The organism is Cohnella soli, from assembly GCF_042655525.1.
GTDB classification, from domain to species: domain Bacteria; phylum Bacillota; class Bacilli; order Paenibacillales; family Paenibacillaceae; genus Cohnella; species Cohnella soli.
In genome coordinates this window covers 371629-386481 of sequence record NZ_JBHSMI010000052.1, presented here as the reverse complement: position 1 = coordinate 386481, position 14853 = coordinate 371629, and the positions used below count along the sequence as shown (strand labels likewise).

The following is a 14853-nucleotide window of genomic DNA, read 5'->3' as shown; positions in this document are numbered from 1 at the left end:
AGAAAATAGCTTAACATATATTTTTGTTTATTTAATTTCCATTCTATAATAATTAACAAAATCATTAAACAAGAAAGTGGGATGCTTCATGAGAGCAGCAGCATTTGAATCATTCGGCGGTCCAGAGGTCATGAGAACGATGGAGTTTCCCGAACCGTTGGCCGGTCCGGGGCAAGTCAGAGTAAGGGTGAAAGCTGCAGGCGTGCAGCACTTCGATTGCGCGGTTCGCAGCGGCTATTCCCCGGCGGGAGTTATGGTTCACTTCCCGCAAATTCCGGGAAACGAGTTCGCCGGCGTAGTGGATCAGCTCGGAGAAGGCGTAACGGGATTCGCATTGGGAGACGAGGTGCTCGGGTTCACGATACTGAACGGCTACGCGGAATATATTGTCGTCGGCGCGAATCAAATCACGCTCAAGCCGAAGACGATGTCTTGGGCAGAGGCCGGCGGATTAAGCGGCAACGGCCAAGGCGCTTATATCGCACTTAAGGCAATCGGCGTTCAGAAAGGCGATACGATTCTGATCCACGGCGCGGCCGGCTCCTTAGGTGCATTCGCCGTACAGTTGGCCAAGGAATGGGGCGCGACGACAATCATCGGCACGGCTAGCGAAAGCAACCACGATTATGTCCGCTCGCTAGGGGCAGTTCCGGTAACGTACGGAGAAGGACTCGTCGAACGCGTTCGCGCCATCGCGCCGCAAGGCGTCGATGCCGCTTTCGATACAGCCGGTGCCGAAGCCGTATGGGCATCGATCGAATTGGTGAAAGACAGAAGCCGCATTTGCACGTTCGCCGCGCACGAGCTGATCGAGAAGCTCGGCCTCCGCGTCGTCCGGACCGAACGAACCGCCGCTCGGCTCGCGGAACTGGCTGAGTTGCATTCGAATGGAAAGCTTCGCATTCTAATTCGCCAAATATTCCCGATCGATCAAGCCGCTGATGCGCACCGTTTGATCGAGACACGGCATGGGCGCGGAAAAATCGTGCTGACTTTTGACTAACAATTGGACATAAAGGATGCACTTGTTGCTTGTTAAGACGCAAAAAAAGGGAGTCCCCGTTTGCCGAATGGGACTCCCTTCGAACTATTTGAACCTGCTCATACCGCTCTGAAATGGTATACTTTGCTGGCGTAATCGCCGCTGAATTGCGGCGTTGACAGCCCTGCATAAAGCAATTCGTCGCCGCCAAATATCGCTTCTTCACCGTCGAGCTTGTAGTCTCGCTCCGGATCGAGTCCTTTCAGACGGAAACGATTCAATGGTGGGTTCGGCTCTTGAAGCACGGAAGCATAGACGACGAATGCCTCCTTCTTATCTTTGGAGACGAACATCCAAGCGGTGTCATTACCCTCGAACGGACTGAGCAAGCGATAGAAGTCGCCGAATTGGACAAGATGGCGAATGTCCTTATACAGCTTCAACTGCGCCTTGACGATTTCTTTCTCCTCTTCCCGTATGATGCTCAAATCAAGCTCGTAGCCAAAATTGCCCGACAAGGCAATGTTGCCGCGAGTCTCAAGCGGCGTCATACGGCCGACCTGATGATTGGGCACGGCTGACACATGCGCTCCCATCGTACTGATCGGGTAAACGATGCTTGTGCCATATTGGATTTTGAGTCGGGAAACCGCATCGGAATTATCGCTTGTCCATGTCTGCGGCATATAGTACAGCATCCCCGGATCGAAACGTCCGCCGCCGCCCGAGCAGCTCTCGAATAAAATATTCGGAAATGCCGAAGTAATTCGCTCAAGCACTTGGTACAAGCCGAGCATATAACGGTGCGCGGTTTCGCGCTGACGTTCTGCCGGCAGCAGATCTGAACCGACTTCTGTCATATTGCGGTTCATATCCCATTTGACATACGTGATCGGCGCGCTTGACAGGATGTCGGAAACGGCCTTTACAATATACTCTTGCACATCGGCACGCGATAAGTCGAGAACTAGCTGATGACGAGCCTGAGTACGTCTATGTCCTTCCACATGAAGACACCAGTCCGGATGCGCGCGGTACAGTTCACTATCCGGTGAAATCATTTCCGGCTCAAACCAAAGGCCGAACTGCATATCAAGCTGTCTCACCCGGCTGACGAGATCCTCCAGACCATTCGGAAGTTTGTTGCGGTCGACGAACCAGTCACCCAATGAAGTCGTATCTCCGTCGCGCTTCCCGAACCAGCCGTCATCGAGAACGAATAGCTCGATTCCCAGTTCTTTTCCTGTTCGGGCAATCGCTTCGATTTTGTCCGCATTAAAATTGAAATAAGTCGCTTCCCAGTTGTTAATAAGAATCGGACGAGTCTGATCGCGGAATGTGCCCCTTATTAAACGCGAACGGTACAAATCATGGAAGCTGCGTGACATGCCGCCTAATCCTTGATCGGAGTGGACCATAACCGCTTCGGGTGTCTGGAACTGCTCCCCCGGCTCCAGTCTCCAGCCGAAATCAAACGGGTTCAAGCCGATAAAGAGACGCGACGTATGGAATTGGTCCACTTCCACGCCCGCTGTAAAATTGCCGCTGTACACTAAGCTGACGCCGTATACATCGCCGTGATCCTCTGTTGCTCCTTCAGCAAGCAACGCGACAAACGGATTTTGCATATGGCTGCTTGAGCCTCGACGGCTTTCGATCGATTGAAGCCCAGGCTGCAGCTTGCGCTTATGCATATATCGCTCGCGAGTCCACGCGCCCGACAGTTGCAGCATCTCGAATTGATCGTTCGGCATATCCAGGCTCATGCTGAATGCACGTTGCAATTGCAGGGTTTGCTTGCCGTTATTGACCAACCTCGCCGAACGCGTAATCGCATCGTAATCCGAGAACGCGGTATAAGAGAGAACAACGTTTAATCCGCTGAATTCATCTTTCAAGATTAGCTCCAGCGTCTCCGCCTCGTCATCGCGTTCCGTATAAACGGCCGGCAATCCCGCTAACCCCGGCTTGCCAGGAATGATCCGATGCGATTCATAACGCAGATCGGTCACCGTTGTACCATTGGGCAGCAACACCTGGAAGGCGGGCATGCGAAAATCGGAGTTGCCATAAGCCGGGTATTCTTGCGGAAGCGTGTCCAAAGACAGCTCCAATTGGTCAAGATCCGTGCTAGGCGAGAAAGAACAACGCTCCTTCAGCTCCAGCAACCTCCGCAGTTGAACGCCGCGAATTTTTTTGCCCCAATACAGATGCGCAGGATACCCCTGTTTCGTGATGTGGATGACATAACTTGTATCCTTCGACTGCAAATGAAAAATAGCATGCTGCTCCATATACTGAACTAGAATAGGAATTCCTCCTCCATAAACGTGGACAGACGTTCCACTATGGCTCGCCATGAATGGAACATCTGTCCTCGACTTTGTTTTGCGTGAATCCGCTTATTTAAATAGCTCCAAGTGTTTCTGGTAGTTATCCGTATAGATTTGCTCGATACGTTTCGCATTGTTTGCTTCAACATCTTGCATCAGTTTTTTGTACAGCTGCTCGAACTCTTCTTTGGACTCGGCATAAGCAAGCTGAGTGAAGCCTTGAGAGATCAAATCCTTCAGCTTCTGCTCGCTCAGCGCATCCGGCGCGCCGCCTTCAGGGCCCAAGTTGTCGTAGATCGCAGTATCCCACGTCGAATCCTTCATCGATGTCAGAGCAAGCTGGTTATACTTGTTGCGCTCGTATTTGCCTGCGAGGTCAAATGGCGTGCCGTCGGAGCCATTGCCGTTTTTGATAAACCATGTCCACTTGCGAATCCCGGTCTGCTTGGCGTATTCGTTCCAGTTGTCTTTGAAGCCTTGCAGCACTTCCGGGCGCGGTTTATGTTTACCATCCACCATATCCCAGTTCTTGCCCTCAATCCCCCACATCAGCAAGTATTGGCCTTCTTCGCTTGCCAGGAAATCCATAAACTTAATTGTTTCTTCCGGATGTTTGTTGGCTACCGTAATCGCAATAGCGTCCCATCCAAGCGAGCTGCGCGGTCCATAAGTCGTAGCGGACGGATCGACACCCGGTGCCGTTACCTTAAACGCATAGAACTGCTTGTCCGTATCTGCGCCATACTTCTCACGCAACAATCGGTTCGCTTCGGAAGGCTCGCCGCCGCCTACAGCAAATACACGTTCACTTGTTAATTTTTGATCAAAAATTTGCGTTTTGTTGATTGCCCACTCTTTGTCCAGCAAACCTTCGGTCTGCAAATCGTTGACAAAACTCATCATTTCCTTATAACGCGGCTCCCGTACTTCCAAACCGATCTTGCCATCTGCTTCGTAGTAGGTTTTCATGCCGTACATACCCTTAAATGTGCCTACAACCGTCGGCATATGGTCAGCGTTGAATGTTAGCGGGATTGACGGCTTCCCATCAACTTGTGGATATTTCTCCTTGAACTTCTGCAGCAATTCATGGAATTGTTCTTGCGTGAAGCTCTCGCCGCTTTCGATTCTGTCGCCATAGCCCAACTCTTTCAGTATATCGGCGCGCAGGTTAAAACTCCAGCCCGGATCGGGATCCATACCGTACCAATTGTTCAAATAGTAGTTTTGCCCGTCCGAGTAGCGACTTTTGTTCAGCACATCGCCGTACATTTTCTTAATGTTTGGCCCATATTGCTCAATCAAGTCATCTAACGGAATGATCGCTTTTGCTGTAATGTAACGGTTAACGATATCGCTCCGCCGATCCATGAGAACGATGTCCGGAAGCGTATTGCTTGTCAGCATCAGGTTAAGCTTTTCTTCCGGATTGCCTGTCGGCTGCTGGATTTCGATCTTAATTCCCGTACGCTTCGTAATCTCCTCGGCCACCGGGTTGGTGAATAGATCACCTGTATTTTTATCGAAAAAAGTCAACGTAATCGGTTCGCTTGGACTCGCTTTTTCCCCGTTCGTCGCGCTCGGCGCTGCATTATTCTTATTTCCAGAGCAAGCCGATAGTGAGATTAGCATCATGGCGGAAACCATAGTCAAAGCGACAGCTTTTCTAGTCTTACTCATGACAATCCCCTCCTGAAGTTGTTTATTTTACGGCAATAAAATCGCGGTTGGCTTCTAGCATTTCATCGCACATCGCTACAATATCGTCAAGCGACAATTCGGACGAAGTATGCGGGTCCAGCATCGCTGCATGATAGACATGCTCGCGCTTACCTGTCAAAGCCGCTTCGATCGTTAACAACTGCATATTAATATTGGTCTGGTTAAGAGCAGCGCATTGCGGAGGCAGCGCGCCGAACCGGGTTGGCAGAATTCCATTAGCATTAACCATGCAAGGTACTTCCACACATGCGTTATGCGGCAGATTGCTAATCAAGCCGCCTGTATTCAGCACGTTTCCTGCAATCTCAAACGGGTTGTTCGTCTCCATCGCCTCCATAATATAGGAAGCATACTCATGAGAGCGATCATGCGTAAGGTTAGCATTTTCAATCATCGCATTCACTTCGTGCCAATACTCGGCTTTGCCTCTTCCCCAGTTTTTGTAGCCATTCGTAGGCAGCATGTATTTCTCTTTCAAATGAGGATATTGCCGCTTATGATAATACGGCACGTATTCTGAGCCGTGCGAGCTGGACTCGGTAACATAATAGCCGAACAGCTTCATGTATTCGTAGCGTACCCTATCGTTATGCTGCTCCACACGTGCTTCCGCTTTTCTACGGATTTCCGGGTACAGGTCTACGCCGCCGCGAGTGACTTCCAACAGCCATGCTTGATGATTAATGCCGGCTACTTTCCAACGAACATCGTCAGACGGCATGCCGAGACCTTCCAACAACTCCTTGGCACAAGTCTGAACGCTATGGCACAAGCCGACCGTTTTTACGCCAGTTGCCTGCAGCATTGCGCCTGTTACGATCGCCATTGGATTCGTATAGTTCAGGAACCATGCGTCCGGGCACACTTCCTCCATATCGCGGGCAATGTCAATCATAACCGGAATCGTACGCAACCCGCGGAACAAGCCGCCCATGCCGAGTGTGTCGGCAACCGTCTGATAGAGGCCGTACTTCTCGGGAATTTCAAAATCTGACATAATCGTTGGAATAAGCTCGCCGACTGCGATAGCGTTAATGACGTAATCCGCTCCGCGAAGCGCCTCTTTGCGATCTGTGTACGACTTAATTGTCGCCTTGCCGCCTAAGTTCTGGTTCAAATTATGCAGCATTTTCTCCGATTGCTGGAGACGCTCCGCGTTAATATCGAATAACGCCATATGTGCATCAGCCAATGACGGCGTCCGCATGCAGTCCCCTAAAATGTTTTTTGCGAAAATGGACCTACCCGCTCCGATGAATGTAATTTTAGCCATTTGTACAAACACTCCTCGATGTAAAATCAACTTTTGACGGCACCCAGCAGCATGCCTTTAAGGAAATACTTTTGCAGAAACGGATACACAAGAATGATTGGAAGCGTGGCCACCATCGTAACCGTCATTCGAATACTTTCCGAAGTTACCGGAATCCGCTTATTTTCATTGGCCAGCTGTTGCGCTTGGGAAAGCATGTCCCCTGTTTGATACTGGTTTAGAATTTTGACTAACACGGCCTGCAGCGTCTTCAGGTCAGCCTTGTACGTGTAAATGTATGAATCGTACCAGGCGTTCCAATGGAAAATAGCCGAGAATAATACGATCGTAGCTAGAACGGGTATACAGACAGGCAAGATGACTTGAACGAATATGCGAACGTCGTTAGCGCCATCTATCTCCGCAGACTCCTCCATCTCCTTCGGCAATTGCTCCATATAGGTTCTCATCAGAATCATCCAGAAAATATTAATGAGGCCCGGAAAGATTAATACAAGGAAATTGTCGATCAGATGAAGCGATTTGATTACCATATACGTTGGAATCAAACCTCCGCTGAAGTACATCGTAAAGATAAAAAACAGATTCAGAGCCCGGTTGCCTACTAAGGTGCGTTTGCTCAGCACGTATGCCAGCATGGAAATGCATATGACACTTAGCGGAACTCCGACCAAAGTGCGTATTATAGTTGTTCTTAACGAGGTAAGAATCTCACTATTAGAAAATACAGTTACATAGCTGTCCAGGCTGAATTCCCTTGGCCATAACATAAACCCGCCACGCATGGAATCCGAGCCATCGTTGATAGACAGTATAAAGATTTGCCAGAACGGAAAAAATGTGACGAGAAAAACGATGCTTAGAAAACAATAAAGTACGGTGTTTCCCGCAACGCCCAGTATCCTCTCTTTCTCATTCATAGCGGACTCCTTTCGTTAAAATAATGAATTGCTATTCATCCGCCTGGCGATTGCATTCACGCCAAACACCAACAGGAATGCAACTGCTGATTTGAACAAGCCGACGGCGGAGGCATACGAGAACATACTGTTCTGCAAGCCGTAACGGAATGAATACGTATCGAGCACATCGGAGTAGTCTCTGTTGAGCGAATTGCCGAGCAAATAATATTGATCGAAGCCTGTATTCAACAAGTTCCCAACAGATAAGATGAGCAAAATGACAATCGTCGGACGCAATAATGGCAAGGTTACCGCTGTTATTTGTTTAAGTCGGCCTGCTCCGTCCACTTTGGCCGCTTCATAGAGATCCGGATTGATGGAAGAAATGGCCGCCAAATAAATAATCGAGTTATACCCCATTTCCTTCCAGGTATTCGCGCCTGACACAAGCCCCCAGAAATACTTACCTTCCTGAAGAAATGGGATGTTATCTTTGGTCAGCCCCACCAATTGCAGCAGTTCATTCACCGCTCCTTCCGAAGACAGCAAGGCGACAAAAATGTTAGCTGCGATGACCCAGGAAATGAAATACGGCATATAGGAAGCTGTCTGAACAACCCGTTTGAAAGCTTGATTTTTCACTTCGTTTAAAGCAAGCGCTAACAATATGGGGACGATAAAGCCGAGCACAAGTGTAAGCGCACTAGACACGAGTGTATTACGCATGACGATCTTGAAGTCGCTGCCATTGAAAAAATAAGTGAACCATTCGAATCCTACAAATTTGCTGCCAAAAAACGATGACCAGAAGTTACCCAGAGTCGGCTTATAGTCGACGAAGGCCATATAAAGTCCTGCCATTGGCGCATAGGCAAATAACAAAGCCCAGATAAAAGCGGGTATCAACATCAAGTACAAATATCGATGTATATGCAACCTTCTGCCCAGTAAAGAGTGTTGTGCATGTCGGTCTGGGCGCAATGTTTTCCCTCGTTTCTGTAATGGATTTGCCGGCTGACTCCATTATGGATCCCCCGGCTGCCGATAATCCATATCGGGAATCAACGATTCATAGCGGGATTGAATGAACCTATTTTGACATCGATTGACGGTTGAAAAACCGGGTGGGATACTGATATCAACAGCATGAGGGTCAGGGGGAAATGCCATGTACAAAATAATGCTTGTCGACGATGAGCATATTGAGCTTGATACATTAACGCGTTTTTTTCCTTGGGACGAGCTTGGATTTGAGGTGGCGGGCGTCGCCAAAAACGGTCGCGAGGCACTCAGCCAAATGGAGGAAACATCTTTCGATGTTGTCATTACGGATGTCAGAATGCCGATTATGGACGGCATCCAATTCGCCAAAGCCGCGCGCAAACGATGGCCCCGGCTGATTATTATATTTATGAGCGGGTATGATGACTTCGCTTATGTCAAATCCGCCCTCACGCTGGAAGCACTGGGGTATTTGCTGAAGCCGCTCGATATGGACGAGCTTCGAGAGCAAATGTTAAAGGTCAAGCAGAAATGTGCAGAGGAAGAGCGTAATAGACTGTCTTCCCGAGTGCTTGCTTCTCATTATGTCAGGCAGTTGCTGCTCGAAGAGCCGCAACCGGCTTCAGAAAGTCGTTTGCAAGAGCTGCTCGACGAGCTTCTGCCTGCCGCAGCAGGCGTCTATTCAGTTGTTCTGATTACGATCGATGCTGCGTACAAGCCCGCGGACGATCCTTCCGATCCGGGTCTAAAGACAAGTAAAATATTTCAACGGATGCAGCAGCTAACGAACGATGTTCAGGCACTGGCAGTTGAATGGCAAGAAGAACGACTGGTTGCGCTTGTTGCTCCCGGTATCGCTCAGTTGGTTGTGAAATGGCATGCGGAGCTATTGCCGATCAGCCCATGGGTAACGACTTGTCTATATCCGCAACCCATTGCTCTCCAGCAAACGCATGAAGTGATCCTGCATATGCTGCAGGTTCGCGGGCGGCATATTGCCAAGCATGGCAGCGGGCATTATATCGCTGCTTCCCCCGCCCCATCGGGCAGCGTTGACCGCTATGACGCCATTATTCAACAGGTGAAGACGCTGATTGACCATGAGTTCGGCAGCGCACTAACGATTGAATACTTGGCTGAACATGCTTATATGTCTCCTAATCATTTTCGGACACTATTTAAGGAATATACCGGATTCACCGTTCTCGAACATATCACTAAAGTCAGAATGGAGCGCGCCGCCGAGCTGCTTCGCGATACCGAGCTGAAAATTCATGAGATCGCAACGCACGTTGGTTACGAAAGCGCGTCGCATTTCTGCTCCGTCTTTCATAAGAAACGCGGAGTAACGCCGAATCAGTATCGCAACCGGCAGCCCGGATATAACACGCTATGACGACAATCAAACGGTTTATTAACAATCTGACGCTGCGCAACAAGCTGCTTGTTTTTTTTCTGCTCGCTTCCGTCATTCCTTTGCTGGCCATCTCCGTTTATTTTTATCAGGTGTTTCAAAACCAGCTTGTCACGCAGACGCACGACCGCATGCGAACGATGAACAGCCAAATCACCAGCAATATCAATAATAAAATTAAAAACTATGAGCAAATATCCAGCTTATTGTATATGGATTCCCAACTGCGGGACCTGCTTATCCAGAACTACAAGAAAGGGATAGATATCGTCCACGCCTATGACTATATCAACAGCCTGCTCTTTGGCATTCAACTGACCAATTCGGATATCGATTCCATTACGATCTATCCTTTTAATGAATCGATCCCGAGCGACGGCCTATTCATTAGACATGTAGATGAGCAGATGAAGGCTGAGAATTGGTACAAAGAGCTGCAGAAGTCCTATGGCAATGCCGTCTATAATGTGATGATCAAGCGTGACGAGAAGCAGTACGACATTACGTTGGCGAGACTGATGAACAACCACGACAGTCTACATCCATACGGCATTCTTACGATTGATGTCAAGGAAAGCGCAATCTACTCCCTGTTTGGGCATGAGGCTCAAGCAAGCGATATTTATGTGGTCAATCATGAAGGCATCATTCTGTCCACCCGGGACAAATCGAAGATCTTGCAACCAATCAACAACGTGCTGGACGATGGCGATTGGCCTGCAAGAGGCAGCGGTACTTTTGAGAGAACCGTTAACGGACTAGATTCGCTGATCGTCTACGACACGATGCCTAATGGCTGGAAAACCGTGTCCATCATTCCTTTGCGGAATGTTCTGAGCGAAGCGTACAAATCTTCAAGCCGCGTTCTGGTGATCGCCGCCATCAGTCTGCTTCTGTCTATCGTCCTTATTGCGACGACGGCCCGTTATTTCTCCAATCGATTTAAGACGCTTACCCGTTTTGTCCGCAAAGTCGGGGAAGAAGATTTCCGTTTCGAGATGAAGCAGGACAGCAAGGATGAAATTGGTTTGCTTTCGGAGTCGTTTAATACGATGAAGCGCCGGTTGGACAAGATGATTAACGAGGTGTACAAGAAGGAAATTTCGCGAAAAGAAGCGGAGCTTGCTTTGCTTCAGAGTCAGATTAATCCTCATTTTCTATACAATACGCTTGCGATTATTTCATCACTGGCTATTCAAAACCAGGACAAGCAAGTAGGCAAAATCGTCCGCCATCTGTCCAATTTCTACAAAACCTCGCTCAGCAAGGGTAAGTCTATTATTCTGATTCAAAAAGAGGTCGAAATTACACGACATTATGTGGAGATACAGCTTACTCGTTTCCATAATCTGTTTCGCATGCATTGGCAGTTGGACGAGGAACTGTTCAAACATCAAACGATCAAAGTCATCTTACAGCCTTTTGTAGAAAACGCGATGCACCACGCCGTATGGAACGATCATGAGCCGCTTAATATCATTATCCGGCTGTACCGGAAGAATAACGCGATTTGCTTCGAAATAGTCGACGACGGCGCCGGCATGTCCTCTGCGCGTGTTGCGGACATCATGCGCAGAGACAAAGAAGCGGGATACGGGATCAGCAATGTCCATGGACGTATCCAATTAGCTTACGGACCGGAATTTGGCGTATCCGTTTTTAGCCGTCTCGGTATCGGCACCCAATTTGTAATCACGATTCCGATTATTTAGTTACGCATATTGCATCTGATATAGCTGTGCGTATCGCCCGGAATGTGCCAGCAGATGCTCATGATTCCCTTCTTCCACTAGTTCTCCATTCTCCATAACGATAATGCGGTCTGCATTGCGAATCGTAGATAAACGATGCGCGATGACGATCGCAGTCCGTCCTTCCATAAGCCGTTCTAATGCTTGTTGAACGAGTTCCTCTGATTCTCCGTCCAGTGCCGATGTGGCTTCATCAAGCAACAACAGCGGCGCGTTCTTCACCATTGCCCGTGCTATGGCGATACGTTGGCGCTGTCCGCCGGATAAGTGTGTGCCATATTCACCGACACGCGTATCCAAACCGTCCGGTAACCGTTTGATCATTTCTTCCAGCCCTGCTTCGCGCACCGCATGCCCAATGCTTTCATCGGTTGCTTCGGGATTGCCCCATGCTATATTTTCACGTATCGTACCGTCAAATAAATAACAGTTTTGAGGTACATAGGTGATCAGATCTCGTACCGTTTCTTGTGAATACTGTTCGCATGAATGCCCGTAAAGTTGGATGTCTCTGTTGTCCGTTTTCACGAGCTCCATCAAACAGCGAACCAGTGTCGTCTTCCCTCCGCCGCTTCCGCCGATAATCGCAAGCTTTTCGCCATTTTTGACTTGCAAGGTCATATTTCTGATAACTGGGGATTCAGTGTCGTAACATACCGTGACGCCTCGCATATTTACCGCATGCACCGCGCTTGCGTCAGGCTTAGCCACATTTTCTCTCATTCGCTCATCGGGGCAATCAAGAACTTCCTTGACGCGCGACGCGGCGATCGTTGCGAATTGCAACTGCTGAAAGGAATTGGTCATCAACAACACGTCATTATTGATTTGCGACTGAATAAGTACGATGAACACCACGGTTCCTAAATCGGTCTTCCCCATGTGAACGAATACGCTGCCAATGACAAGCGTAAATATAATCGCACTCCATTGTATGGCAGAACTTAGCGATGAACGCATCGCGTTGTAGTTAGCGCCACGCATCGCAAAGGAATAAGCGGTTCCAGAATCGGATTCATATAGTCCCCGCAAATGCGAAGCAAGCCCGAACATACGCACGACGATACTGCCTGCAATCATGTCGATCATTCTCTGCGTCAAAACCGACATGACCCCCATTCGTTTCGTATGCCATGTGTATTCCCTACGAATGCACGCCAGGTTCGTATAGATGCTAATACATACAAATACGAGATTCATCATACCGATAGAAGGCTGCTTAACGAAACAAATGATTATAGATATCAAAATACTGACAGGGATAGCGAATAAACTACGATTACCGGTCATCATGGAGCCGAAAAATGCGGCCGTACGATCCGCATCCATGCTCAAGCGTGTGGTCACATCGCCGGACAGTTGTTGATCCGCTTCCGACGCGGGCATCATGGTTAACTTTGCGAACAACGATTTGCGTATCTGTGCCAGGCCAAGGACATGTATTTGTGAAGCATGGTAATTTACGGTCGTTATGACGATGATGCCTACAACGACAATAACAGCCACAATTCCGACTGTATCCAGCATCGCTGGAAAGTTACCCGTTGCGGCGTGCGCTGTCGTCTGCCCGATTAAATAGGCTGTGGTGATTGACATCCATGCGTTCTGCAGGATGCCAATTACGGAGCATAAAAGATAGCGAATTCGCCACGAGCGAATAAACCGCCAAGACCATGCCATCATTCGAAAAGTGTAGCGAATGCTGTCCATCGTTGATTTCATATGCCCGCCTCCTGTGTTTGATAGAGTCGATAATACGCCCCTTGCAACGTCATGAGTTGTTCATGCGTACCACTTTCCACAATTCGGCCGTCTTCGAGGCATAGAATTCGGTCAATATTTCGCAGAGCAGACAGCCGGTGCGCAATAACGATTGTGGTACACCCCTTTGCAAGTCGCCGAAGCGCTTCGGATACCAATGCTTCGTTTTGCGTATCAAGTGCTGAGGTCGGTTCGTCAAGCAAGAGTAGCGGAGCGTCCTTCATGATTGCGCGGGCGATCGCAACTCGTTGTCGCTGTCCGCCGGAAAGATGAAACCCGCGTTCTCCGATTTCACGCCTCACATCGATATCGTTCAGCAGCGCTGCGTCGAGCGCGGCTTGTATGTTTTCGTTCGATGCGTTTCGATTACCTACTGCTACATTGTCCCATATGCTTCCGGTAAACAAATACGTATCCTGCCCCACATAGGAAATGTGATCGCGAAGCGCTTCCGTCGACCACGCCTCTATCGCATGACCAAATATTGAAATTTTGCCTTCATCCTTACGGTATAACGCCATGAGCAGCTTGATCACGGTTGACTTGCCCGAACCGCTTCCGCCGACGATTGCAATCTGTTCGCCCTGTTTGATGGAGAAGGATAACCCGTTTAATACAGCCGGTTTACCCGGGTAGGAGAAGCTAACGTTTTCTAACAGAATAGCGTCTTCTTTCGGCTTCATTACCGTCCCCCCCGTCTGTTCAGCCGGCATATCCCACAGTTCGAATACGCGAGAAGCACAACCACGCGCTGTTTTGAAATCCGTCAGCACGGCCGAGAAGTCTCCGATCGGATTGCCGATAAAAACGCTTAAAATAATGACTGACATGACACCGCCTGAAGTAATTTGATGGGCGTTTGCCAAATACACGCCGAATCCACAGATGATGATTTGCGGGAAGAAAAACATGACCTGACCTAATGGGGAAAGCCATATTGTTGCTCGGTTGGCATTCATTCCACTAGAAGCTGCTTGATCCACCGCCGCATCGTAACGTTGACGCAGAAGCTGGCCCAAATTGTATGCCTTTGCGACTTCATAACCGCCCATCAAGTTGTTCGCAATGGACAGAGATTCCCCAGCCGCTCGCTGCCACTGGAGTACGAACCCGGTTAACGGTGCCGAGATCTTCACTTGCAACACAGCGATAAATGGCACTATGGCAAGTGAGAACACTGTTAATTGCCAGCTTATAAAGAGGGATACGATAAGCGCTACGAGGCCGATTACTTGCTGTGGCAGCCGTACCGAGAAATAATTATGCAAAGCCCCGTTAATTTGGCTTAAATCGCTATTGGCGCGGGATAGAATATCACCCGTCCTTTGGGTATCAAGGGTCTGTTTATTCATCCGGGACACGACTGCAAACGTGTTCTCACGCATTGTACGGTCGCACATCTCGCTGCATTTGATTCCGAGAAATTGTTGTAAATATTGAGATGGAATAAATACGGTGAGCGATATCAGGAGAAGTGCCGTCTGCGTGTTAAAGACCGTCCCCGTAATGCCATAATCATCAATAATGGCACGAAGACACTGCGTTATAACGCTCAATACGGAAGACGTTAGGAGCGAGAATACAATTGTTGCTACGAGAATCGGGGTATGCTTCGCATTGACAGACAAATAACGCTGAACGACTTGTAGGGTGCTTGGGGTTGCTTCATACAATGGCATAATACCACCGTTCATTTGCTCATCTCCTCATTCG

Annotated in this window: 10 protein-coding genes; 3 read left to right on the top strand and 7 right to left on the bottom strand. The window is 48.8% G+C overall.

The window, feature by feature from the left end:
- Positions 1-88 precede the first annotated feature (88 nt).
- Positions 89-1003 (top strand): NADP-dependent oxidoreductase, encoded by a 915-nt coding sequence (locus ACFPOF_RS25775; protein ID WP_378138104.1) that lies wholly within the window; start codon positions 89-91, stop codon positions 1001-1003.
- Between the two features lie 98 nt (positions 1004-1101).
- On the opposite strand, the gene ACFPOF_RS25770 is transcribed toward ACFPOF_RS25775, so the two are convergent.
- From ACFPOF_RS25770 to ACFPOF_RS25750, 5 genes are read right to left on the bottom strand one after another with little or no spacing between them, the layout of a single operon-like run.
- Positions 1102-3342 (bottom strand): alpha-galactosidase, encoded by a 2241-nt coding sequence (locus ACFPOF_RS25770; protein WP_378138102.1) that lies wholly within the window; start codon positions 3340-3342, stop codon positions 1102-1104.
- Between the two features lie 42 nt (positions 3343-3384).
- Positions 3385-4995, bottom strand: a complete 1611-nt coding sequence (locus ACFPOF_RS25765) for an extracellular solute-binding protein (RefSeq protein WP_378138100.1) — start codon at positions 4993-4995, stop codon at positions 3385-3387.
- A gap of 22 nt (positions 4996-5017) precedes the next feature.
- The gene (gene melA, locus ACFPOF_RS25760) at positions 5018-6310 is read right to left on the bottom strand and encodes an alpha-glucosidase/alpha-galactosidase (RefSeq protein WP_378138098.1); all 1293 of its coding nucleotides are present in this window, start codon (positions 6308-6310) and stop codon (positions 5018-5020) included.
- 26 nt (positions 6311-6336) lie between these two features.
- Positions 6337-7230, bottom strand: a complete 894-nt coding sequence (locus ACFPOF_RS25755; RefSeq protein WP_378138096.1) for a carbohydrate ABC transporter permease — start codon at positions 7228-7230, stop codon at positions 6337-6339.
- Between the two features lie 15 nt (positions 7231-7245).
- Positions 7246-8058: an ABC transporter permease gene (locus tag ACFPOF_RS25750; RefSeq protein WP_378138094.1), complete on the bottom strand. Its 813-nt coding sequence runs from the start codon at positions 8056-8058 to the stop codon at positions 7246-7248.
- Positions 8059-8380: 322 nt separating this feature from the next.
- Here ACFPOF_RS25750 and ACFPOF_RS25745 point away from each other — a divergent pair, with 322 nt between their 5' ends.
- Positions 8381-9610 (top strand): response regulator, encoded by a 1230-nt coding sequence (locus ACFPOF_RS25745; RefSeq protein ID WP_378138092.1) that lies wholly within the window; start codon positions 8381-8383, stop codon positions 9608-9610.
- Complete coding sequence (locus ACFPOF_RS25740) at positions 9607-11340, top strand: sensor histidine kinase (RefSeq protein ID WP_378138090.1); 1734 nt, start codon at positions 9607-9609, stop codon at positions 11338-11340. Before ACFPOF_RS25745 ends, ACFPOF_RS25740 begins: the two co-directional genes overlap by 4 nt.
- On the opposite strand, the gene ACFPOF_RS25735 is transcribed toward ACFPOF_RS25740, so the two are convergent.
- A complete protein-coding gene (locus tag ACFPOF_RS25735) occupies positions 11341-13101 on the bottom strand; it encodes an ABC transporter ATP-binding protein (RefSeq protein ID WP_378138088.1) in 1761 nt (586 codons plus the stop codon). It lies immediately after the preceding gene.
- Positions 13098-14834, bottom strand: a complete 1737-nt coding sequence (locus ACFPOF_RS25730; RefSeq protein ID WP_378138086.1) for an ABC transporter ATP-binding protein — start codon at positions 14832-14834, stop codon at positions 13098-13100. Before ACFPOF_RS25730 ends, ACFPOF_RS25735 begins: the two co-directional genes overlap by 4 nt.
- Positions 14835-14853: the final 19 nt, after the last annotated feature.